This window comes from Polynucleobacter sp. JS-JIR-II-b4, assembly GCF_018687815.1.
Lineage (GTDB): Bacteria > Pseudomonadota > Gammaproteobacteria > Burkholderiales > Burkholderiaceae > Polynucleobacter.
Genome location: NZ_CP061306.1, coordinates 1,234,285 through 1,258,310 on the forward strand (window position 1 = coordinate 1,234,285; position 24,026 = coordinate 1,258,310).

The 24,026-nt window shown below is 46.8% G+C and carries 21 protein-coding genes; 7 read left to right on the plus strand and 14 right to left on the minus strand.

Annotated features, from left to right (window positions below):
* Window positions 1–3: 3 nt before the first annotated feature.
* The 4 genes from nusA to scpB all read right to left on the minus strand — a co-directional run bounded on the left by nusA (window position 4) and on the right by scpB (window position 4,684).
* A complete protein-coding gene (nusA, locus tag ICV90_RS06240; protein WP_215320118.1) occupies window positions 4–1,485 on the minus strand; it encodes a transcription termination factor NusA in 1,482 nt (493 codons plus the stop codon).
* On the minus strand, window positions 1,482–1,973 hold the full coding sequence (gene rimP / locus ICV90_RS06245; protein ID WP_072583483.1) for a ribosome maturation factor RimP: 492 nt from the start codon (window positions 1,971–1,973) through the stop codon (window positions 1,482–1,484). The genes nusA and rimP overlap by 4 nt, the downstream gene beginning before the upstream one ends.
* 173 nt (window positions 1,974–2,146) lie before the next feature.
* Window positions 2,147–3,949 (minus strand): pseudouridine synthase, encoded by a 1,803-nt coding sequence (locus tag ICV90_RS06250; protein WP_215357140.1) that lies wholly within the window; start codon window positions 3,947–3,949, stop codon window positions 2,147–2,149.
* A gap of 6 nt (window positions 3,950–3,955) precedes the next feature.
* Complete coding sequence (gene scpB, locus ICV90_RS06255) at window positions 3,956–4,684, minus strand: SMC-Scp complex subunit ScpB (protein WP_215357142.1); 729 nt, start codon at window positions 4,682–4,684, stop codon at window positions 3,956–3,958.
* Between the two features lie 186 nt (window positions 4,685–4,870).
* On the opposite strand from scpB, the gene ICV90_RS06260 reads away from it, so the two are divergent.
* On the plus strand, window positions 4,871–5,794 hold the full coding sequence (locus ICV90_RS06260; RefSeq protein ID WP_215357151.1) for a patatin-like phospholipase family protein: 924 nt from the start codon (window positions 4,871–4,873) through the stop codon (window positions 5,792–5,794).
* A 26-nt stretch (window positions 5,795–5,820) separates the two neighbouring features.
* Here the strand turns inward: ICV90_RS06260 and ICV90_RS06265 are convergent, their stop codons facing one another.
* The 5 genes from ICV90_RS06265 to ICV90_RS06285 form a co-directional block, all read right to left on the minus strand.
* A complete protein-coding gene (locus tag ICV90_RS06265) occupies window positions 5,821–6,468 on the minus strand; it encodes a C40 family peptidase (RefSeq protein ID WP_215357160.1) in 648 nt (215 codons plus the stop codon).
* A 136-nt stretch (window positions 6,469–6,604) separates the two neighbouring features.
* The gene (locus ICV90_RS06270; RefSeq protein WP_215357162.1) at window positions 6,605–8,242 is read right to left on the minus strand and encodes an ABC transporter ATP-binding protein; all 1,638 of its coding nucleotides are present in this window, start codon (window positions 8,240–8,242) and stop codon (window positions 6,605–6,607) included.
* The gene (locus ICV90_RS06275; RefSeq protein ID WP_215357164.1) at window positions 8,239–9,264 is read right to left on the minus strand and encodes an ABC transporter permease; all 1,026 of its coding nucleotides are present in this window, start codon (window positions 9,262–9,264) and stop codon (window positions 8,239–8,241) included. Before ICV90_RS06275 ends, ICV90_RS06270 begins: the two co-directional genes overlap by 4 nt.
* A complete protein-coding gene (locus tag ICV90_RS06280) occupies window positions 9,261–10,325 on the minus strand; it encodes a microcin C ABC transporter permease YejB (RefSeq protein ID WP_215360407.1) in 1,065 nt (354 codons plus the stop codon). Before ICV90_RS06280 ends, ICV90_RS06275 begins: the two co-directional genes overlap by 4 nt.
* An 11-nt stretch (window positions 10,326–10,336) precedes the next feature.
* Entirely contained in the window at window positions 10,337–12,205 is a 1,869-nt protein-coding gene (locus ICV90_RS06285) for an extracellular solute-binding protein (RefSeq protein WP_215357166.1), read from the minus strand.
* Window positions 12,206–12,255: 50 nt separating this feature from the next.
* On the opposite strand from ICV90_RS06285, the gene fabI reads away from it, so the two are divergent.
* The 6 genes from fabI (at window position 12,256) to ICV90_RS06315 (ending at window position 18,633) form a co-directional block, all read left to right on the plus strand.
* A complete protein-coding gene (gene fabI / locus ICV90_RS06290) occupies window positions 12,256–13,041 on the plus strand; it encodes an enoyl-ACP reductase FabI (protein ID WP_072583474.1) in 786 nt (261 codons plus the stop codon).
* Complete coding sequence (chrA, locus tag ICV90_RS06295) at window positions 13,038–14,366, plus strand: chromate efflux transporter (RefSeq protein ID WP_215357168.1); 1,329 nt, start codon at window positions 13,038–13,040, stop codon at window positions 14,364–14,366. Before fabI ends, chrA begins: the two co-directional genes overlap by 4 nt.
* A gap of 22 nt (window positions 14,367–14,388) precedes the next feature.
* A complete protein-coding gene (locus tag ICV90_RS06300) occupies window positions 14,389–15,273 on the plus strand; it encodes a MaoC family dehydratase N-terminal domain-containing protein (protein ID WP_215357170.1) in 885 nt (294 codons plus the stop codon).
* Between the two features lie 18 nt (window positions 15,274–15,291).
* Window positions 15,292–16,668, plus strand: a complete 1,377-nt coding sequence (locus tag ICV90_RS06305; protein ID WP_215357173.1) for an MmgE/PrpD family protein — start codon at window positions 15,292–15,294, stop codon at window positions 16,666–16,668.
* 38 nt (window positions 16,669–16,706) lie between these two features.
* A complete protein-coding gene (locus tag ICV90_RS06310) occupies window positions 16,707–17,552 on the plus strand; it encodes a CoA ester lyase (protein ID WP_215357175.1) in 846 nt (281 codons plus the stop codon).
* A 91-nt stretch (window positions 17,553–17,643) separates the two neighbouring features.
* Window positions 17,644–18,633 (plus strand): tripartite tricarboxylate transporter substrate binding protein BugD, encoded by a 990-nt coding sequence (locus ICV90_RS06315; RefSeq protein WP_215357177.1) that lies wholly within the window; start codon window positions 17,644–17,646, stop codon window positions 18,631–18,633.
* A gap of 60 nt (window positions 18,634–18,693) precedes the next feature.
* Here the strand turns inward: ICV90_RS06315 and ICV90_RS06320 are convergent, their stop codons facing one another.
* The 5 genes from ICV90_RS06320 to ICV90_RS06340 form a co-directional block, all read right to left on the minus strand.
* Window positions 18,694–19,062, minus strand: coding sequence for a Rap1a/Tai family immunity protein (locus ICV90_RS06320; protein ID WP_215357188.1), 369 nt, complete (start codon window positions 19,060–19,062; stop codon window positions 18,694–18,696).
* Window positions 19,063–19,084: 22 nt separating this feature from the next.
* Window positions 19,085–20,335: a DUF3300 domain-containing protein gene (locus ICV90_RS10330; RefSeq protein WP_215357190.1), complete on the minus strand. Its 1,251-nt coding sequence runs from the start codon at window positions 20,333–20,335 to the stop codon at window positions 19,085–19,087.
* 79 nt (window positions 20,336–20,414) lie between these two features.
* Window positions 20,415–21,029 (minus strand): hypothetical protein, encoded by a 615-nt coding sequence (locus ICV90_RS06330; RefSeq protein ID WP_215357192.1) that lies wholly within the window; start codon window positions 21,027–21,029, stop codon window positions 20,415–20,417.
* A complete protein-coding gene (locus ICV90_RS06335) occupies window positions 21,026–22,264 on the minus strand; it encodes an exo-alpha-sialidase (RefSeq protein ID WP_215357194.1) in 1,239 nt (412 codons plus the stop codon). The genes ICV90_RS06330 and ICV90_RS06335 overlap by 4 nt, the downstream gene beginning before the upstream one ends.
* The gene (locus tag ICV90_RS06340) at window positions 22,261–23,982 is read right to left on the minus strand and encodes a glycosyltransferase family 39 protein (RefSeq protein ID WP_215357209.1); all 1,722 of its coding nucleotides are present in this window, start codon (window positions 23,980–23,982) and stop codon (window positions 22,261–22,263) included. The genes ICV90_RS06335 and ICV90_RS06340 overlap by 4 nt, the downstream gene beginning before the upstream one ends.
* Between the last annotated feature and the right edge of the window lie 44 nt (window positions 23,983–24,026).

Consider the following 24,026-nt stretch of genomic DNA (forward strand, 5'->3'; position numbering starts at 1 on the left):
CTCTCATGAAGTAAACCAATGTTCGCGCGCTTTCATGATGAGCGTTTTCGCAGTTTCTTCGTCAATTTGTGTCGCCTCAACCAGCTCATCAACAGCTAGTTCAGCAAGGTCGTCACGGGTATGTACCTGATTGTCAGCAAGCTTAGCAATCAGTTCTGTAGTCATTCCCTCTAAGGAACGTAAGTCTTGTGACACTTCGCCAATACGCTCTTCTTTTGCCAACTCCATGGTTAACAAAGAATCACGAGCGCGTGTACGCAACTCATTCACAGTATCTTCATCGAATGAATCAATCTCTAACATTTCAGACAATGGTACGTAGGCCACCTCTTCTAATGTGTTGAAACCTTCTTCAATCAAAATATCAGCCACTTCCTGGTCTACGTCCAACTTGTCCATAAACAATTGACGTACAGAAGAAGCTTCTTTTTCTGTTTTCTCAGCAGACTCTTCAGGAGTCATGATGTTGATCTGCCAACCAGTCAAATCACTCGCCAAACGAACGTTCTGTCCACTGCGGCCAATGGCGATTGCTAAATTCTCTTCGTCAACCACTACATCCATTGCATGACGCTCTTCATCAACCACGATTGATGAAACTTGCGCTGGAGCCAAAGCACCAATTACAAATTGGGCTGGATCTTCTGACCACAATACGATATCCACTGCTTCGCCAGCAACTTCGTTACGAACCGCAGTCACACGGGTACCACGTACGCCAACGCAAGTGCCAATTGGATCGATGCGCTTGTCATAAGTAATCACCGCAATTTTTGCGCGGATACCAGGATCACGGGCAGCGCCTTTGATCTCCAATAAACCCTGCTCCATCTCAGGAACTTCGTTCTCAAACAACTTGATCAAGAAATCTGGGCAAGTACGGGAGAGTTCGATTTGTGGACCACGTGCTTCACGATCCACTTTAAGGATATATGCGCGAACACGGTCGCCAGAACGTAAGTTCTCTTTCGGAATCATTTGATCGCGGCGGAGCAATGCTTCAACACGACCAGATTCAATAATCAGGCCATTCTTGTCTGCACGTTTGACGGTACCGGTCATGACTTTTTCGCCACGCTCAAGGTAGTCGTTCAAAATCTGTTCACGTTCAGCGTCACGAATGCGTTGCAAGATCACTTGCTTAGCAGCTTGTGCACCGATACGACCAAACGCTAAAGATTCGATTTGCTCTTCGATGTAGTCGCCAACTTCCATGTCAGCGAGTTGCTCTTGGGCTTCAAATTGCAGAATCTCTTTGTCCGGCTCTTGCAAACCAGCTTCATTGGGCACAACCAACCAGCGACGGAAGGTTTCGTATTCACCAGTTTCACGATCAATCGCAACGCGGATATCCACATCTTCTGTAGCGTAGCGCTTCTTAGTCGCAGAGGCTAAAGCCATCTCCAACGCTTCGAATACGATAGCTTGATCAACGTTCTTTTCACGCGCTAACGCGTCTGCCAACATGAGAACTTCTCGGCTCATGACTTTCTTCCTTTGAAATCAATAACAGGGACCAACCGAGTCTTATCGACCTCGGCTAAAGAGAACTCCAATTGAGAGGGCTGACCATCAGCACCCTCAAATACCAAACCAAACTTTGCATCCGGTGAATTCAACTCACCACTCAGCAAACCTTGCAACTCACCACGAAAATTCTTGCGACCGCCAACTGCCACGCGCAACTTCAAATCTACTTGCATTCCAGCAAAGCGCTCATAATCAGCGGCACTTTTCACTGGACGATCCAATCCTGGAGATGAAATCTCTAAACGCTCATAAGGAATGTTTTCAACTGGCAAGGTGTAGCTCAACTGATGGCTTACCTTCTCGCAATCCAAAACAGAAATCAAGCGTTCGTAATCTGGGTTTTCAATCGTGACGCGCAGCAATCCTCCGGCTTCACGCTCTATCTCCACTAGCGTGTAACCCAAGTTTTCCAGCTCTGCAGAGATAACCTGCTGATCCTTCACGACACCCCTTCATACCAAAATGGCAAAAAAAAATGGGCTTCAAAGCCCATATTCTCGAAATTCAGAACAGGCCGACTTACGTTGATCGCAACATCAGTCGGTAACTACTAAAAACAGCAGAATCCTGCTGTAAGACCGAAATTATAGCCTATTTGGCAGAAAACTGATACAAATCAGAAGCTTTCGCCCGGATTACGGGGTTTTCTAGGTCCTTTATTGAAGGGTTTGCGCCCTTTTGGTGCGCTACGTTTAGGCCCATTTCCAGGACTCTGGGGGTTACCCGTCACAAAAGCAGACTGCCCGTGGTGAACTTTGCCACCTTTACTGCGGTTTTGGCCCTGACCACCTTGACCACCCTGTCCGCTTTGCCCGCCTCGACCGCCTTGACCACCCTGCCCAGGTCTGCCACCTTGAGTGCGACCACGGAAAGGTCCGCGCCCTTCGCCAGAACTACTGCCGCCACCAGGTTTTCCACCTCTACCCTGATGCGTTAAGCCATTATGGCCGCTAGCAAGGGTTAAAGCATCACGGGATCCCCAGTAAGAAACGGAGGTTTGCATTGGATCCGGCTGGAAATCTTCTCCAACTGGACGACGATCACGGTTATTCGAATTAGCGTTAGGGTTGCGACCCTTATCTTGAGGCTGTGGCATTTTTAAGCCAGCAGACTTCATCAAGTTATAGATGCCGCCGGCCTCAATCTCTTCCCATTTGCCACGACGTAAGCGTGGAGGTAATAAGAAAATGCCATAACGAGTTCGGATTAAGCGAGATACCGTATGACCAACAGCTTCAAACATACGACGCACTTCGCGATTACGACCTTCACTTAATGCAACGTGATACCAACGGTTAGCGCCTTCGCCGCCGCCCATCGCTAGGCGCAAGAATTTAGCTTGACCATCATCGAGCGTAATGCCACTCTTTAAGAGCGAAGTATTTTCTTGACTCAAGTCACCTAAGATACGCACGGCGTATTCACGCTCGACACCGTAACGTGGATGCATCAAACGATTGGCTAATTCACCAGAAGTGGTGAATAACAAAAGACCTTCGGTATTAAAGTCCAAGCGACCTACCGCAATCCAACGCCCTTGACGCGGTTTAGGTAAACGATCAAATACAGTTGGACGACCTTCAGGATCAGACTGACTCACGATCTCCCCAGCTGGCTTGTGATACATGATCACGCGTGGCGGCTTAGTCTGAATCTTGCGATGTACTGGCTTGCCATTGATGCGTACTTGATCTGTTGGTCCAATACGTTGACCAATGTGGGCTGGCAATCCATTAACTGATACTCGCCCTTGAATAATCAAGTCTTCCATATCGCGACGGGATCCCATACCAACATCAGCCAATACCTTGTGCAACTTAACGGTATCTTCATCATCAGCATCATCATCTAAACCATCGAGGTCAGACCAAACTTCATCACGCAAACTGAGCGGGAGGTCATCAACGTTCGCAAACTGCAGACTACTCATTTCCTCATCGGTTGGCACATCTGAATCTTCATCTTCGCGTGAGCGTTGTGCACGTTGCGCGCGACGCTCTGCACCAGTTTGATGAGATACCTCGTTCTCATTCACGCCATCGGGATTTTTTAATTCCTCAACTTCTGGAGCATCTAAAGCCGCGTCAAACTCACCAGAGACAACTGAAGCAAACAAAGCCTCACTCTCAGCTGGATTGGGGGCTAATTTAGAAGATTGGTTATTGCCTTGATTGTTACCACCTTCGCGCGGACCATTGGCATCACCACCTTCACGGCGTGGTCGATCTTTATTGAATGGGCGCTTCTTATTAAACGGGTGTTTACTGCCTCCGGCACCTTGGCGGCGCGGGCGACGTTCACCACGCTCTCCACCTTCAGACTTTTGGCCATCGGAGTTCGATGGTGCAGCATCTGCATTAGAAGGGGTTGCCGATGGATTTACTACCGGGGATGAATCGTTTTCGTTAGAGCTTGTCATTAATTATTATTTTGTTTCGTCTGGGTTGTCTTCAGACTCAGGGGTAACTTCTTTAGCCTCTTCTTCAGAAACCTCAATACTGGTTTCTTCTAAAGTTGCTTCGGTTGTGTCTTCGTCAATCTCGCTCACCTCTTGAGCATCTGCATCAATCACTACTGTCTCAACAGTGGCAGATGGATCAAACTCCATCACCGCTTGACCTAATTGCGCTGCAGCAGCCATTGGCGCCGCATCTTCCAAAATCGGCAAGCTTTGCAAATTGGTCAGACTGAGATCATCTAAAAATTGTTTCGTGGTGGCATATAAGCCTGGGCGACCAATGGTTTCTTTATGACCAATTACCTCAACCCAACCACGATCTTCTAATTGCTTCATTACGTTACTACTCACAGCAACACCACGAATTTCTTCGATCTCACCACGGGTTACAGGTTGGCGGTAAGCGATGATGGCTAAAGTTTCCATAACAGCACGTGAATACTTCGGCGGCTTTTCTGGAGTCAGGCGATCAAGGTACTCACGCATCGAAAGACGGCTTTGAAAACGCCAGCCAGTTGCGATATGCACTAATTCCATACCCTTGTCATCCCAAGCGCGTTGCAGCTCGACTAATGCTTCATCGATATCTGCCGTAGTGATGTCTTCTATAAATAAGCGAGACAAATCAGCAACGGTGAGTGGTTCCTGTGCGCACAGGAGGGCTGTTTCAATAACGCGCTTATTGTGATCGTCCATAAAATTCGGGCTACCAGGAGTGATCCTGACTAGGCTTTAAAAGGTATTTAGTAATGGGTTTTGGTGTTCTCAAGCTACTACGGGCAATCCATCTCATCAATTCTTCTTGGGATATGCCCGCGCTGAAACGAAGTACTTTTCGTTCACCTTGCGCCCATTATAAGGTAGGCTCAATACAATAGCCACATGCACAAGAATTCCACCAAACCCCCTTTATCCCTGCCTGAGGCCATCCATTCCTTGGAGCGCCGTCGACTCCTCAGCCTCGGAATTGGCATGGGCGCCCTCCTTGGGGGTGCAGGTTTGAGCTCTTGTAGCCTTGTTGGGGCTAAAAAGCCTGTAGTTGGCTTAGTTCTAGGCGCTGGAGCAGCTCGAGGTTTTGCTCACGTGGGTGTCATCAAGGCATTAGAAGCCCAAGGCATCAGACCCGATATTGTTGTTGGTAGTAGCGCTGGCAGCGTGATTGCCACCCTACTCGCATCAGGCGCTACTGGGAATGATCTCAATCGCTTAGCCCTCAATCTAGATGAGGCCACGATTGCCGACTGGGGCCTCCCATTTGCCGGCCGATTTGGCGGACTCATCAAGGGAGATGCCCTGCAAAATATGGTGAATCGAGAAGTGCAAAATAAATCGATTGAACAAATGCGCATCCCCTTAGGAATTGTTGCTACTGAATTGCAATCTGGCCAAGGGGTTCTATTTAGAACAGGCAATACCGGTTTAGCCGTTCGCGCATCTTGCAGCGTACCCGGAGTATTTCAGCCGGCAGTGATCAGTGGCAAAGAATATGTCGATGGTGGTTTGGTGGCGCCAGTACCAGTCAGTTATGCAAGACAGATGGGGGCAACCTTAGTCATTGCAGTAAATATTTCTTCCGAACCGGTTCATCAAGACGCCAGCGGAACCTTAGGCGTCTTGCAACAAACCATCTCTATCATGCAGAGAAGCATCAATCAGTACGAACTCAAAAGCGCTGATATCGTGATTCAGCCGCAGTTAAAACAAATGGGTAGCGGTGATTTCAAATCCAGAAATGCCGCCATACTCGCCGGTGAAGCTGCGGCGCAAGAGCAAATGGGTTTGATTAAAGAGAAGCTGAAAGGCTAGCAACCATTAAGCTGCAGAGCACTTGATTAAAGACTGCGTGATTTGCGCTTGAGATTTTTGACTTCGTTGAGAAGCTCTTGACGCTCAGAGTCATCCAGATTATCACTGCCATCTAAACGACGTGCTCCGTCAAAACGTTTATCCCAATAGAGACTGCCGAGATCATCCACACGGACATTGGTACCTTTAGAAGGTGAGTGAATGAATTTGTTATCGCCCACATAAATTCCGACGTGAGAAAAAGTGAGTCGCATCGTATTAAAAAATACAAGATCTCCTGGCTGCAATTCTTCACGGGTAATCGGCTTACCAACACGACTCATTTGCGTTGACTTGCGTGGCAATAAGAATCCCAGCTTATCTTTAAAGACATAGCCAACAAAGCTACTGCCATCTAATCCAGACTGCGGTAATTCTGTATCCCAGCGATAGCGCACGCCAATAACTTCCATAGCGCGGTTAATTAATTCCTCTGATTTGCCAGTCACGGTATCGGCCAAGCGGTCTGATACTCGGGCGATATAAGAGCGCCCTGCTTGGAACATACTTTCCTTAGGAACTGCCGTATCGGAGGATGCCTCTACCGCCGTATCAACCGCATAGGCAGATACAGAGATGATGGCGCCTAAACCTAGGCCCAGCAGTTTCAAAAGAAGTGCTTTTTTCAATGACATCGGATCAGTTTAACAAAGAACCCTCAATTAACCAAGTCTTCACTCTATGCTTAAGTCTTTGTTTATAAAGATAAAATTGCTTTATATCAGGGCAAATGCACCAAATTAGCCCATTCAAGGGGGGTTGATCCACTATCTAAGTCAGCTCTGCAGCCGCAAATAGCTCTTTCGTATAGGTCTGACGAGGATGCTTAATCAGGGTTTCGGTATCACCAAATTCCACCACCTTGCCCCCTTTGAGAACCATCACCTCGTGAGACATTGCTCTAATCACTGCCAGATCATGACTAATCATGAGGTAGGCTAAGTTGTACTTTTTTTGCAGCTCGGTCAATAAGGCAAGTACCTGTTTTTGAATCGAGACATCCAATGCCGAGGTGGGCTCATCTAATACCAAAATTTGTGGGCGCAAAATTAAGGCGCGCGCAATCGCAATTCTTTGGCGCTGCCCTCCAGAAAATTCATGGGGGTAGCGCAGAAGCGCAGAACGATCTAAACCCACTTCTTTGAGCATATCCACTACACGTGTCTCACGTTCTGCAGTAGACAGTTTCGGAAAATGCACATCCAAGCCCTCAGAAATAATCTGCAATACGTTCATGCGCGGTGAAAGCGAGCCAAAGGGATCCTGAAAGATCACCTGCAAGCTAGAACGCATCGCACGTCGCTCAATAGGCTTGAGTGTTTGCCAATCGCTGCCAAGTACATCAACATTGCCAGTCACTTCTGCCATTGAATCACCCAGCAAACCGAGCACAGCCATACCCAGTGTGGTTTTGCCAGAGCCTGATTCGCCAATGACACCGATAGTCTGACCTTGCTTTAATGCAAAGCTGACTTTTTTCAATACTTTATGTGATGGCGCTTTTTTAAACCAAGAGACCGACTCTGCGCTCGGGTAAGCAACCGAGAGGTCCTCTGTTTTCAACAACACTGGAGCTAATGGCATCAGAGGTGCAAGGTCGCGTACCGGCTCACTATTGACCAAGGCGCGCGTATAAGGATCCTCTGGGTGTTCAAATACTTGTTTGGTTGGCCCAGTCTCCATCAAGTTACCTTGATTGAGCACAGCGACACGTTGTGCAAAATGCTTCACCAAATTGAGATCATGGGTAATCAACAAAATGCCCATACCACCATGATCTTTGGATTCCTCTTGGAGCTCTTTGAGTAAATCCAAGATTTGCAAACGCAAACTCACATCTAAGGCTGTCGTAGGCTCATCTGCAATCAGTAGTCGTGGCTTACACGCCAAAGCCATCGCAATCATGGCACGCTGTCTTTGGCCGCCTGAGAGTTGATGTGGATAAGAATGAAAGCGGCGCTCAGGCTCAGGTATTCCCGTCTTACGAAGCAAATCAATCGCGGCATCAATCGAATCCGCTTTAGATATCAAAGGTTGATAGATTTGTACTGCCTCGATGATTTGATTGCCCACAGTAAAGAGCGGGTTCAAGGCCGTCATCGGCTCCTGAAACACCATCGCAATTTCGCGACCACGAATCTCCCGAATATCTTGGATAGACATCGAGAGCAAATCTACCGTGCCCTTCCCATCTTTTTTATTCCACAGAATCTTTCCAGAGACTTTGGCGCCCTCGGGCTCTAAACGTAATGGCGCCAATGCAGTCAGCGTCTTACCTGAGCCGGATTCCCCAACCAATGCCACACGCTCACCAATGCCGATTTCTAAATCAAGATGATTGACCGCAAACTTTTCACGGCGACCCGTTCCAAATGAAATGCACAAATCCTCATAACGAAGCAAACTCATGAGCGACCTCCACTCATTACGCCAGCCTTACGAGAATCAAAAGCATTACGCAATGCTTCACCCATAAACGTTAATAGCAACAGAGTGGCGACCAAGACAACAAAGGTTGATAGAGAGATCCACCAGGCATCAAGATTACTTTTGCCTTGAGAGAGTAGTTCGCCCAAGCTTGGAGTGCCCGGGGGTACACCTAAGCCTAGAAAGTCCAAACTGGTTAAGGACAAAATGGCGGCACTCATGCGAAATGGCAAAAAGGTAATCACTGGGGTCAAGCTATTAGGCAGGATGTGACGCCACATGATTTGTAAATTGGTTAAACCCAATGCTCTTGCTGCACGCACATATTCCAGAGCTCGATTACGAAAAAACTCAGCCCGGACGTAATCCGATAGGCCCATCCAACCAAAAGCGGCTAACAAAATAATCAGCAGAGAAACGCTAGGATTAAAGATCGAGGCAAAAATGATGAGCAAGTACAACTCTGGCATAGCTGACCAGATTTCTATGAGGCGCTGCGAGACTAAATCAAACTTACCCCCAAAGAAACCCATTAAGGATCCGGTGATGATGCCCACACTCACACCAACGATTGTTAGTGCAAGACCAAAAAGAATGGATAAGCGGAAACCATAGATCAGGCGCGCCAAAACATCGCGCCCACGATCATCGGTCCCTAACCAGTTCTCCCATGAAGGTGGTGCTGGATTAGGCGCTTGTGAAAAATAATTGAGCGTCTCATAGCTATAGTGAATCGGCGGGTAGATTGCCCAGTTTCCATTACTGGTAATGTTCTGACGAATATCGGGATCTAAGAAATCAGTTGGAGTCGCAAAGTCACCACCAAAGACAGTTTCTGGCTGACTCTTCACAATCGGAAAATAGAAATGACCTTCATAGCGAACCACTAAAGGCTTGTCATTCGCAATCAATTCGGCACACATTGATAAGCCAAATAGGACCATGAAGATCCATAAGCTTGCATACCCCATGCGACTATTCTTGAAGCGCTGCCAACGACTCATGAGCCGCCTCCTGCACCAAACTGAATACGTGGGTCCACATAAACATAGCAAAGATCAGAGATTAACTTGGTGAATAAGCCAATCAGGGTGAATAAATACAGAGTGCCAAAGACTACTGGGTAGTCACGTCGCATCACTGATTCATATGAAAGCAAGCCAAGTCCGTCTAATGAGAACAGCGTTTCAATTAATAGTGAGCCAGTAAAGAATGCGCCGATAAATGCGGCCGGGAAACCCGTCACTAAGGGCAAGAGTGCGTTACGGAATACATGCTTCCATAGCACCTGCTTTTCGGTAAGACCCTTTGCGCGCGCAGTCAAAACATACTGCTTACGAATTTCTTCCAAAAAGGAGTTTTTAGTCAACATCGTGACTACGGCAAAGCTACCTAAAACAGAGGCGGTAATCGGCAGCACTAAATGCCACAAGTAATCAGTGATCTTGCCAAGCAAACTCAGATCACTCCAATTATCCGAAGTAAGGCCTCGTAGCGGGAATAGCTGTAAGAAACTGCCTCCGCCAAACAGCACCAACAATAAAACGCCCAGTACAAAACCAGGAATCGCATAACCCACCAAGATCATGCTGCTGGTGACGGCATCAAAACGCGAACCATCACGTACCGCTTTGGCTATACCTAAGGGTATGGAAACTAAATACGTAATGAAGAAGGTCCATAGTCCAATGCTGATCGAGACTGGCAACTTAGAAACCACTAATGTCCAAACGCTTTCGTGCTGGTAATAGCTTTCACCTAAGTCAAATCTGGCAAAGCGGCCCAACATCATGAAATAGCGTTCAAGAGGTGGCTTATCGAAACCGTATAAAGCCTTTACTTCCTCTAAACGCTGTGCATCGACACCTTGACGGCCGCGATAGGTTGATCCGGACCCGGAGGACTCGGAACCGCCTGTTGCAGCGCCGCCCTTCCCTTTTAACTCCAATACCATTTGCTCTACTGGACCGCCTGGAACAAATTGCACTACCGCGAAGGTAAGCGTTAATACACCCAAGATGGTAGGAATCATCAAGAGCAAACGTTTAAAAATATAGGCGCGCATTTGACCTTGCATTATTTAGCCTCTTCTTTCCACCAGTTTTGCATGATCCATGCCTCGGCTGAGTAATACAAAGGAGGTTCTGGATAACGCATCTCGTGGCGGAAGGCAACGCGATGGGTTGGGTTGTACCACTGCGGCACAACGTAATAACTATTCCACAGAACTCTATCTAGGGCTCTCGTTGCAGTTCTTAACTGCTCCCGATTTTGAGCTTTGGTAATTTCATCAATCAGAGCATCAACCACAGGCGATTGCACACCAATCACATTATCAGAGCCTTTTTCTTTAGCGGCCTGACTGCCAAAGCGATCCCAGAGTTCATTGCCTGGATTTTGAGAGTCCTGAAATCTGACGGTGGTCATATCAAAGTCGTATTCATTCATACGCTTTTGATGCAAAGCAAAATCGCTGGTCCGAATATCTACTTGCACTCCCAGCTTTTCTAAGTTGCGTACATAAGCAGAAATCACTCTTAAGAAGAATCCGCCGTCTTCCACAATCTCAAAACGAAATGGCTCACCCTTTTCATTGCGCAATGCACCGTCACGATATTGCCAGCCCGCATGAAGAAGGAGCTCACGGGCTTTCTTTAAATTCTGGCGTAGGCTGCCAGGCGGCTTAGTTGATGGCGCCGCAGGCATTGGGCCAAAGACGGCATCCGGAACCCACTGTGGGTATTTTGCTTTTAAGGGCTTGAGTAGCTTTAACTCTGACTCTGTAGGTTTGCGAGGGCCATCAAAGTTGGCACTCAAATCACTGTTAGTGAAATAACTATTGATACGGCTGTACTGATCAAAAAATATTTGGCGATTGAGCCATTCAAAGTCAAGCGCATAACCTAAGGCTTCGCGCACACGCGCATCTTTAAAAATAGGACGTCGTACATTCATGGCAAAACCTTGCATGCCAGCGCCATTGTGATTTAGGAATGCTTTCTTTAAAAGAATGCCTTGATCAAACTTGGAACCCACATACCCTTTAGCCCAGATCTTGGCGCGATACTCAACCAGAGCATCAAACTCCCCTGCCTTAAAGGCTTCCAGCCTAACAGCATCATCGCTGTAAAGCTTATAAAGGACTCGATCAAAGTTATAAAAGCCAACGCGGACATTTAAGGGTTTACCGAGTTGATCAGCCCAATAGTTTGGGTTCTTTTTAAAAACAATCGATTTACCTGCTTTGAAAGATTCAATCAAATAAGGCCCACTACCGATTGGCGTTTCAAAGGCAAGCTTCTCAAATGGAATCACCGTTCCATCTGCTTGCTTACCCCAGTTCCGTGAGAACACTGGGAATGTTCCTGCCAGGATGGGCAGTTCAGCATTGTCATTCTTAAAGTCGAAGCGAATAGACCGATCAGACAAAACAACTGCCTCTTTAATATCGGCAAATGTAGTTTTATAGCGCGGGTGCGCTTTACCGCTCATCAAGGTATCAAAACTATGTTTAACGTCAGCAGCCAAGACTGGGCTGCCATCTGAAAATTTTGCCTCAGATCGAAGATGGAAGGTGACCGATTTGTGATCTTTGGCTACCTGAATATCGTCTGCTAATAAACCGTAAATACTAGAGACCTCATCAGCACTCCCTTCGGCCAATGACTCAAACATCAATTCAATACCAGGAGCGGTGATACCCCTTAGGGTAAATGGATTGAATTTATCAAAGCTCGTTCTTTGCCCTGGGTTTGGCAAGACCAGGGTTCCACCCCGGGGAGCATTGGGATTAACGTAATCAAAATGGGCAAATCCATCGGGATATTTAGGCTTGCCGTATTGTGCAATCCCTTGTCCTGCCAGAGCTATATTGGCCCCTAGCCCCGCTAGCAGGGCTAGCAGCAATAAATAGGCAATTTGTCGAATGGGCTTTAAGGTGGGCATATATGCAACAATTGTAGATAGCTAATCATATTTGAAGTAAAGGACACAACATGGGCTTTCTCACCGGCAAAAAAATCCTCATTACCGGCCTCCTCTCTAACCGTTCTATTGCCTATGGCATAGCCAAGGCTTGCCACCGCGAAGGTGCCGAACTAGCCTTTACCTATGTAGGTGAGCGCTTTAAGGACCGTATCGTTGATTTTGCAAAAGAATTCAATACCGAACTCATTTTTGACTGCGATGTGGGCAGCGACGAACAAATCAGCGCCCTTTTTAAGGATTTAGCTAAATCCTGGCCCCAGTTTGATGGTTTTGTACATGCCATTGGCTTTGCGCCACGCGAAGCAATTGCTGGCGATTTCTTAGAAGGTCTTTCTCGTGAAGGCTTCAAGATTGCTCACGATATTTCTGCTTACAGCTTCCCAGCAATGGCAAAAGAAGCGCTCCCGATGTTGCGTGACAAATCTTCATTGCTCACATTGACTTATTTAGGATCCATGAAGAATGTTCCTAACTACAACACTATGGGTTTAGCAAAAGCATCGCTTGAAGCATCCGTTCGCTACCTCGCAGGCTCAGTTGGTCCTAAAGGCATTCGCGCTAACGGCATCTCTGCTGGCCCAATTAAAACTTTAGCGGCTTCTGGCATCAAAGGCTTTGGCAAGATTTTGCAAGCGGTTGAGGAAACTGCTCCACTGCGCCGTAATGTGACGATTGATGATGTAGGCAATACTGCTGCATTCTTATTATCTGACTTAGCCAATGGCATCACCGCTGAAATCATTTACGTTGACAACGGCTTTAGTCAAGTAGTTGGCGGAATGGATGAAGTTTGAGCATTCCACTGCGCGAGGCCCTGAAGTTTTGGGCTAAGCTAGGCTTCATCAGTTTTGGTGGGCCCGCAGGACAGATTGCCGTTCTACACCAAGAGTTAGTTGAAAAGCGTCGCTGGATTTCTGAGCGGCGCTTTTTACATGCGCTGAACTACTGCATGCTATTACCAGGGCCAGAGGCCCAACAGCTAGTAACCTATATTGGCTGGCTCATGCACCGCAGTTGGGGCGGTATCCTAGCGGGTACGCTCTTTGTGCTGCCTTCCTTGTTCATTTTGATTGGGTTGTCATGGGTATATCTCACCTTCGGACAAGTTCCCTGGATTGCAGCTATCTTTTTTGGCATCAAACCTGCAGTGACTGCAATCGTGTTGCACGCTGCCGTGCGAATTGGTAAACGCACAATTCATAACCAAGCACTCCAATGGATCGCTCTTGGATCTTTTCTAGCCATCTTTATTCTGAATCTTGCTTTTCCCATCATCGTGCTAATTGCAGCAGCAATCGGATACTGGGGTGGTAAACGCTATCCAGAATATTTCCAACAAGCTGGTGGGCACAGCACAAAAGAAGCAAAGCAATTTGGTAGCGCCATCATTGATGACGACACCCCTACTCCCGAGCACGCCAAATTTACTTATTCAAAAGCGGTGCGTCATAGCCTTGTAGCATTTACTTGCTGGCTACTTCCTATTGGCGCATTGATAGCCATCTTTGACTGGAAGACCTTGTACCCAAATATCGCGTGGTTCTTTACCAAAGCCGCCTTGATGACTTTTGGTGGCGCTTATGCTGTACTTCCATATGTATATCAAGGAGCAGTCGAGCACTTTCATTGGCTCAGCGCCAATCAAATGATTGATGGTTTGGCACTGGGTGAAGCAACGCCAGGCCCACTGATCATGGTGGTCGCTTTTGTTGGCTACCTTGCTGGACATATCCAACACCTCATTGGCAATACCAATCCATTTTGGTTTGGGGTGTTGGGTGCTTGTGTTGCTACTTGGTTTACTTTTTTACCATCCTTCTTTTTTATCTTAGTAGGCGGTCCGTTAATTGAATCAACGCATGGCAAGCTAGGCTTTACGGCACCGCTAACAGCAATCACAGCAGCAGTCGTTGGTGTCATTGCTAATCTAGGCCTCTTCTTTGCTTATCACGTCTTTTTACCAAGAGGCTTTGGCGGCTCGATCTCTTGGATCTCGATTTTGATCTGCGCTCTAGCTGGTTTAGCTTTATTTAAGTATCAAAAGGGTGTTCTTTCGGTATTGGGCGGGTCAGCCTTGGCTGGATTGCTCTTCTATTACATCTCTATTTTGATAGGGTGAGTTTTTTCACAAGATTGGCATAATGGAACTTATGCGAATCGAACCTCAAACTATCACTCACCTGCAAGAATGGCTTGGTAAAACCGAGTCTCTGCAAGATACCGTCACAGCAGCCCCCGTGCGCGCATTATCCGCAACCTTGGATCGCGATGATGCCGCCCCAGGTAAGGGTACTTTCTTGCCTGAGCTGTGGCACTGGCTGTATTTTCTGCCCCACGCCCGCGAATCCGAAATCGGACCTGATGGTCATCCAAAACGTGGTGGCTTTCTTCCGCCGGTTCCATTACCTCGTCGCATGTGGGCAGGTAGTCGCATTGAATGGTTAAAACCACTTAGCGTTGGTGACGAAATTGAACGCGTTTCCACAATTGAGTCAGTAACCCATAAAGCAGGTCGCACCGGTGATTTAATTTTCGTATTGGTCAATCACAAAATCTCTAACCAGAACGGTCTGGCGATTATTGAAGAGCATGACATTGTGTATCGTGATGCTCCAGGGCCAGACGATAAACCTGTTGCCCCTACTGCTGCGCCTACCGATGCTAAGTGGAGTAAAACAATTACACCTGATGACGTGCTTCTCTTTCGTTATTCAGCATTAACTTTTAATGGCCATCGTATTCACTATGATCGCAAATATGTCACTGAAGTTGAAGGCTATCCAGGTCTCATTGTTCACGGCCCTTTGATTGCGACTCTACTAGTTGATCTAGTGCGTCAAAGTATTCCAGGATGTAAGCTTAAGAGTTTTGAGTTCCGCGCTATACGCCCTACTTTTGATATCAATATCTTTAAAGTGAATGCCAAACCGGATCTAGAAAAAGATCCGAGTGGAAAAACTATTTCCATTTGGGCCCAAGATCATGAGGGCTGGCTCACTATGCAAGCCACTGCTGTTCTAGCCTAAACACAAGAAGGTTTACTGATGACCACTCAACACCTTTCTCGCGAGCTAGCTAGCTTTGCGGCCAATTTACAAGCTGCAGATATTCCAAGTGACGTCATGAGCCGCGCCGAAGACCTATTAGTCGATTGGTTTGGTTCAGCTATTGCTGGTAAGGGCTCGCGCCCGGTAGAGCTCATTACTCAGTTTGCACAAAATATGGGTGGGTTTGATGCAACACACGCTGGCCCCTCTGAAGTTTTCGTTTCTCGCAAAACCTCTAGCCCGTTTTTAGCGGCAATGGCTAATGCCGCAGCATCACATGTTGCAGAACAAGACGACGTCCACAATGGATCAGTCTTTCATCCTGCCACGGTAGTATTTCCACCTGTACTTGCTTGTGCACAAGCCATTGGTGCATCTGGTGAAGATTTATTGGTTGCTGCAGTCGCAGGCTACGAGGTAGGTATTCGGGTCGGTGAATTTTTAGGACGCTCTCATTACAAAGTATTTCATACCACCGGAACGGCTGGCACATTAGCTGCAGCTGCGGCAGTTGGTCGGCTACTCAAACTCAATTCAGAACAAATGCTCCATGCCTTTGGCTCTGCAGGCACGCAATCAGCTGGGCTTTGGGAGTTTCTGCGTGATGCTGCAGACTCCAAGCAATTACACACCGCCCATGCAGCCTCCACTGGCTTAATGTCCGCCTATATTGCGCAAGCTGGCTTTACTGGCGCTGAACATATTCTGGAAGGCAAGCAGGGATTAGCGGCAGGTATGTCAAGCGATAGTGACCCCAGTAAATTGGTTGATCGTTTGGGTACTCGCTGGGCTTTAGCAGAAACAAGCTTTAAATATTACGCCTCCTGTCGTCACACTCACCCCGCTGCTGACGCTCTACTGCAAGTCATGCTGGCAAATAAACTATCACCTACTGATATTGCGAAAGTAGAAACCTTGGTTCACCAAGGCGCTATTGATGTGTTGGGCCCGGTAACTGACCCTGCTACCGTGCATCAATCCAAGTTTTCTATGGGAACGGTGCTAGCTTTGGTTGCACATTACCAATTTGCTGGCCTGCAGGAATTTGATCAGCACTTTCATGATGATGCAATCTGCGCCTTCCGTGAGCGCGTCTCGATGACGCTCGATCCAGAGGTGGATGGTGCTTATCCGCAACGTTGGATTGGTAAAGTCAAAGTTCATCTGAACAATGGACAAATTTTGGAGGGGCGCGTAGACGAACCTAAAGGCGACCCTGGTAATACTCTATCTCGCGCAGAGATTACCGATAAAGCAATGCGCTTAGCCGAATTTAGCGGGGGTGCAAGCCCAACGGAGATGAGCAAAGCAATTGATCTCTTGTGGAATATCCGCAAACAAGCCAAGATAGGCTTTCTACTGCCGTCCACATAAGTAAACCCACTATTAGCCCCCTTATTTTCTAGATTGATATGAACCCACTTGATACGCCACTAGGCTTTAGCACTAACTTTCTATTTGTACCAGGCACTCGTCCTGAACGTTTTATGAAAGCCCTCGATAGTGGTGCTAGCGGCGTTGTCTTGGATCTAGAAGATGCCGTTGCCGAGGAAGACAAAGAGGGTGCGCGTGACGCCATTCGCACTGCATGGCCTAGCTTTAGTCCTGAGCAAAAGAAGCGTCTAGTCATTCGTACAAACTCACCCGGTAGCAAGTTTTATTCAGGCGATTTAATTCTTGCACAACAACTTCAAGTTGCCTGCCTATTAATTCCTAAGAGTGAATCGCTCGACCAAATTAATGGAGCCGCCCTCATACTCCCCAATACTGCAATTATTCCCATGATTGAAACGGCAATTGGCCTGGATAAACTAAAAGAAATTGCAAACTCCAATCAAGTCATTCGCCTTGCTTTGGGTAATTTAGATTTACAAGCGGATCTGGGCATGGCCTGCGACCGCCAAGAGACCGAACTGCAAACTGCGCGTTTTCAGATCGTTTTAGCATCACGACTTGCACAGATTGCCCCTCCTATTGATGGGGTTACACCCTCCACTGACGACATTGAGCGCATTACCGACGACGCAGAACGCGCAAAGCGTATGGGTTTTGGCGGAAAACTCTGTATTCACCCAAAACAAGTGGCTATCGTCATCAAAGCATTTACACCAACTGAAGAAGAACTAGCCTGGGCCCAACGGGTGGTTGAGGCAGACATGGCCTCCAAGGGTAGCGCTGTAAAGCTAGATGGCCGTATGATTGATCGACCCGTGGTGCTACTAGCCAAAAGAACCCTGGCAATTGCTGGTAAACACTAAGAGTTTCCTCTGTCTAAAGAGCTGCAAAACTGGCAAAATAACCCTGAGTTGTTTTGCACTCATATAATTTTTATAACTACTAGAGACTAAAATGAAATTACGTCAATCGCTATTTGCCGGTTTCTATGCAATCGCCACCCTGGGATTTATTGCAGGTAATGCGTTAGCTGCAGATCCTTATCCAAATAAGCCCGTCACCTTGGTTGTGCCATTTGCTGCTGGCGGACCTACAGACGCTGTTGCTCGTCTGATTGCCGTGCCTATGGGTAAAGAATTGGGCCAAACCGTTATTGTTGAAAATACTGTTGGTGCTGGTGGCACCATTGCGGCTACCCGTGTTGCGCGCTCCGCTCCAGATGGCTACATGATTTTTATTCATCACATGGGCATGGCTACTGCGCCGGCTTTGTATAAAAAATTGAACTTTGACCCGATGAAAGACTTTGAATACATCGGCCAAGTCGTGGATGTGCCAATGGTGCTTTTGGGTCGCAAGAATTTCCCACCAAACAACTTTAAAGAATTAGAGACTTACATCAAGGCCAATAAAGATAAAGTGACACTAGCAAACGCTGGTCCTGGTGCGGTATCTCAGTTATGTGGCCTTTTATTTATGTCGCGTGAAGGCGTGGAATTAACAACCGTTCCCTACAAAGGAACTGGCCCTGCATTAACCGACTTGCTTGGTGGTCAGGTTGACCTACTCTGCGATCAGACCACGCAGACTGTTCCTTATATTAAAGATGGCTTAGTAAAGGCCTATGGTGTTACCACTCCAAAACGCCTACCAGCCTTACCAAACATACCCACCTTGGATGAGCAAGGCTTGAAAGGTTTTGAAGTAAAAGTTTGGCACGGTATGTATGTCTCTAAAGGCACACCTCCGGCAGTTGTCAATAAAATCAATAAGGCGCTTAACGTTGCTTTGAATGATCCTGAAGTCAAGACTCGTTTAGCGGAGTCCAATATTGAAATTGTTTCACCAGCCAAGAGAACTCCAAAAGGCTTGCAAGAACATCTTGAAGCTGAGATTAATAAATGGGGTCCTGTAATTCGTAAGGCTGGAGCCTACGCTGATTAAGGGCTTGCTTTAACAATAAAAAAGCCAGCATCTCGCTGGCTTTTTTATTATGCTGAGTGCTTATTTACAGGGGTAGTCATCAGTAAAGAAACGCATTAAAGTTTTGGCTGCTTTCTCTTTATTAAACTGAGGGTTTGTCTTGGTCCATGCCAGGAACTTTTGCAAGACCTCGTTGCGAGTCTCACTCTTATTTACAAAGCATATGGCTGGCTTGGCGTCTGGACGACGATTCGCCAAGTACCCTTGATACACGCCCTCTCCAAAGCCAAAACAAAAACTCCGGCCTTGCTCATCAGACGGATTTTTGCAGAGCTCAACAAATGCAGCAGTACTAGCATCATCCGCCGGGAGATCCTTCTGCGCAAATGCACTTGGAGCAAAGGAAAGGATGGATGCAATAAGTACGAATGTTGCTATGAATGTTTTCATGATTCTCTTCTTTAAATAAAGGTTAACGCCTAAAACCGCTCATGTGCCCACCGCCAAAGCCACCCATATGGCCACCACCGCCACCGCCGGCAAATCCACCCATATGACCACCGCCAAATCCACCCTCTCGCCCACCCTCATCAAAGCTACGTGAGCGATCTTGATTGCCATCAAAGCGCGCTTGATCTCGCAAAGCGTTTTCTTGAGCAGCCTCGCGATAGGTGTTGGGATTCGATCTATCCATCTGGGCATCATTGCGCGCCTCTTGATTTAAACGCGCTGCTTGATTTCTTTCTTCAGGAGTTGCATCTTTCTGAAAAGCATTATTAGCACGCTGACCATCCATTTTGGCCACCTGCCTCTCCTCTGGAGTGGCTTTATTTTTCCAGTCGTTCAGCAAGCGCTGCTGGTTAGCAACATTTGCTGGTCCGATAATTGCACGAGAAGGTATGCGCCCAGATGCATTGATGTTCGTAGAGTTAATCGTGCCATCATTCCAATTGGGCTGGGTCCAAAAATCGTCACCGATCATAAAGCCCACACCAAAAGTCATGAGACCCCATGCAGGGTTATAGATAGGGTATGGCGGGTACTCTGGATATGGCCATGGCCCATAAACAACTGTGGGGTTATAAGTGGGGATATAAACCACTTTTGTATTGGCTGGGCTGATCAAGACGTTGCCATCTGCATCAGTAGTTACGGTAATTTGTTTATTAGACTTTAGGGTGCCAGCCTTAAGGGCCATTTTTCTGAGGGCTTGAACTGCTCTCATGGTATCTGCGGCTTGGAGCTTATAAGCATTGCCTAAATTCTGGGTCCACTGCAATTTATTGCCCATCATATTGAATGCTTTTGGAAACGACATTAAAGATTTCACACTGTCGTTCCAAGATTGGGCCTTGAGTGCATTTTGCAGATCGTCGCCTTTCAATGAAGCATTGCTAGCTCGCCAGTTATGGGCTTCTGCAACTTCTAGGGGATAAGTTGAGGCCAGCAGCATCAATGAAAGCAAAGAATCGGGATACAGCGCAATTGGCGAGACCAATGACTGTAATTGCTCTGAAGAAATCGTTTGCGGGCCCGGGTTGTAGCCTGCACCAGCGTATCCCCCGCCTTGTACATAACCTTGAGGGTAATATCCACTTTCTTGATATGGACCAGGATTCATAACGCATCCATTGAGAAGGGATCCGAAAGTAATCATTGCTAGCGTTAGCAAACCTACCTTCTTACTCAGCGCAGGAATACTTTGTTGACTTGTCTGCCTCATATCTGCCTCAGCATTGATCTATCTAAATTCAATAATCTACGAGATTCCCATTACTTTACAACCTTGCATTTGATGAGCCCTAACCTGGTCTAAATAAATATCCAGATCGGGCTTTGTCCCTTTTCCTTCTATACATCATGCCAATACAGGCGCATATCGCCCAGATGGCCAAGAATGGATCTAGTAAGTAATCCCAAAGATTGGCAGACTCATGCCAATGGGCTGTCCAAGCCAGAATGGCGATAGCAATAATCCATACGCCCTTCGTCCAACTTGCCAAGCCGCACACTAAGGCAAAAAATAGGACCGCAACTAAAAATGCAATAGATCCGTAACCCCATGCATAAGGATCGACCATTCCCAAGCCCAAGGCAAATGGATAAAAACATAATGCGACGATTGCTACGGCAAATTTGAAAACAATCGGTGCGGGCTTATTGGCTGGTAGCAATGAGGTCCACAACAATAAAGTCAGCACGATGCTCAGATCACCAGTCAAGCCACGCACATAGGCAACCAAGGGTAAGTTCATACCTAATGGCCAAAATAGAATGTTTCCCATCAGAAGGACTAAAAATACTTTGATAGCGAATGGAAAAGTATTTGGAGAAAACTTTTGCAAGATCCAAACACCCACTACCGCACAAGAAATAGACAATTCAATCAAAGCTATGATTTGTATAAACTGATTCATTGCTGCACCTCCTGATGAGCCGTATCTGCTTCAGCACTGCTTACTTGCTGATAGGCATGCTTTAACCAAGCACCAGAAAAATAACGATGTCGGATCTTCTTACGATCCCAGGTATAAACTAAGTGCGCATCATCACCATCTACGGTGATTAAGTAAGGGTATGAGAATTCTTTACGTTGAGCTTCAGGTATAGCTTCATCGTCCTCCAATACCTCAATGGTTTGCCACTGTCCAGATGTGACATCGCTCATCAGTAAGACCAAACGATAACGCCCATTTTCAATATTGTTTAATACCAAAATGCGAGCGCCGCTTTTGAGAACAAGCCCAGCAACTGCAGAATTGGGATTGGCGATGGCCAAATCTTCTGACTGATGCCATGTTTGACCCGCATTTTGGGTATGACTAACCGGGATTTGCTTTGGTAAACCAGAGCTTCGTGTTTGTCGAAAATAAGCACTGGCATCTTGCGCGTCATTTACAAATACGAGTGGCTGAATCGCTCCGCGTCCAGAACTCATACGACGTTTATCGATTACTTGACCTGCCTCTATTCTTAGAAACTCGCCAAAACGCCCTATCCATTCATGATAGGCAGGCAAGCCTAGTAGGCCATCAGCGAACATTACATTAGGGGATTTGACGAGGGTACTTAAATTCAGTAACGGGGAGCTAATGAGGCGTTGCGGCTTACTCCATGTCAAACCTTCATCATCCGAAGTTATGGCAGAAATTGAGCTACCCGCCCAACCACCAATAGATACAGTAACAAAGAACAATTGCAGACGTCCATCAGCCAATCTGGCTGGCACTGGATTGCCTAACTTAGCGATATAACGTGAAAGCCCCTTCTCTGCACTAATTCGATCCATCACAACAATGGGCGCACTCCAGCTAGAAGTCTTCGAGTCATATACGGAGCTGTAGATTGATACATCAGCAGCGCCTTCGCGACTACCGGCAAACCAAAATGCTCTCACTGCACCATCCTTGAGGGCAATCATTGAAGCTGCATGGACTGAGGCAGCGCCAGTATCAGGAAGCCAATGTGATTGAGGCGCGGGAATGTTGATCTTGATGGGACCTTTTGTCTTTGTTACTGCTGGCTCATCTAGAACTTCATCTACCTGGAATGCAGGAGTAGCAAATGGCGCCCACACTGGGCGACTATCAATATGCAGAAAGCCAATCACTGCAGCAAGCAACAAAAAACAAAGAGCAATGACACGACTCATCTACAAACATCCTTTAAGTTCGATAAATCTGGGTTCGCTACCGGTGTAGAGATCAGGTATTCATTAACAAATAAATGTTTACCAATCTGTCCCATCAACATTTCCTGAATTTCTTCATTAGAGTGACGGGCTCTCATCTCCATTCTTTGTCCAACAATCTGACAAGAATCACAGAGTACAGGCTGAGCACCCAAAGAAGTATGCGCCGCAACTAAAGGGTAGGCGGATGTCAGAGTTGCGACATCACTAGCATCTTTCGCTAAATAGCCATGCAGTTTTGCACCTGGCAGCAACAATCGATACTCCTCATCCTTAGCTCGATAGTCACAAGGAATCCAAACATCCCTGCCTTGCAACTGAGCAATCGTTTCTGCCGAGTAGCGCCCTAAGCTCCCTTCTAATGGAGCAAGACTACTAGTCAACCCGCAATAAACCAAAAAGCAGGCTGCCAAAGAAATGGTTTTAGTAAAACGTCGATTCAGTAAGCCAAGCAAGACCAGCAATATTCCTGCCGCCATGAGAATCCAATGGCAATAGGAGTAAATCCATACGCCAGCATCACTCATAAATTGTGAGAACTGAAGATTGATACCAATCCATAGCAAGAGCGATAACACTAGTAATTGCAAAAGCAAGGCAATGCGGAAGCCCCATAAAGGCAACTTATCCCAATATAAGGCAATTAGCGCCGCAAACGCTGGCATCACTGGCAAAAGGTAACGACCTGAACGCTGACTAGGTAAGCTGAACACAATGAAGAACGCTGCTATCAAGAGCAGTAATAGAACCTCTTCTAAATTCAGAAAGCGACGTGCACGCCAGCATTGCATCACACTCGATATCAATACAAAGCTAAATAAGCCTGCATTAGCAATCGTCGTCAAAATTAAAAGCCAAATGCTGTCTCCACCGCGCAGTAAATCCATCAAATAACTAGACTGGCGAGCAGCAAACTTACCGGCATTCTCGCCCAGTACAAATTCGTTCCAAACAGCCACTGGATATGGGTCCATGGCAAACCACAAGGCAAATACGCCTAGGGCAAGCACAGAAATCAAGATCAACTTATATAGGTCGCGGATGAGTACCTGAGGAATACTCCACTGCCGCCAGCGCCAGTAATACAGCCCCAAAGCAAAAGTAGCAGGAACGATGTAGGCAAAAGATTTGGCAAATAGCGCAAGACCAAAACAAACCCCCGCCATCAATGGGAAAAAGAGTTTAGATTCGAACGCACTCTTACCCCAATACAAAATCGCCATAAATGGTAGCGATACCCAAAATACTTCTGGGGGATCCGCCAAGAATGGTCGACCATAGCGATAGGTTGCAAAAAAGGAAAGCCAAACTAATGCTGCCAATATTCCAGTTTGCGTTTTACCACTGAAACGTCGGACTGCTAAAAATAAGAAAAATGCCGTTAGTGCGGTATATAAAACACTAGGCCAACGCAAATTTGCCAAACTCCATTCGCTTGCCCAATGCGTACTAGCGATACCCTGCCAAAAAATCAATGGCGGCTTAGTGTTTTTAATGCCATCCATTTCAGACTGCAGAGGCAGCCATTGGCTCGACTCCGCCGTCATTCGCACAATATGCATATAGGGGTACTCATCACCGTTTTTTGGCGCAAATCGGCTATCCAAACCATAAAGGTAGGTAAATACACCTAAAAGGAGTATCAATATGGCGGAACGGTAAGAAAATGAAATTCTCATACCCGTAGTTTATAGGGCTTATAGAAAATTCCAACAAAACACAT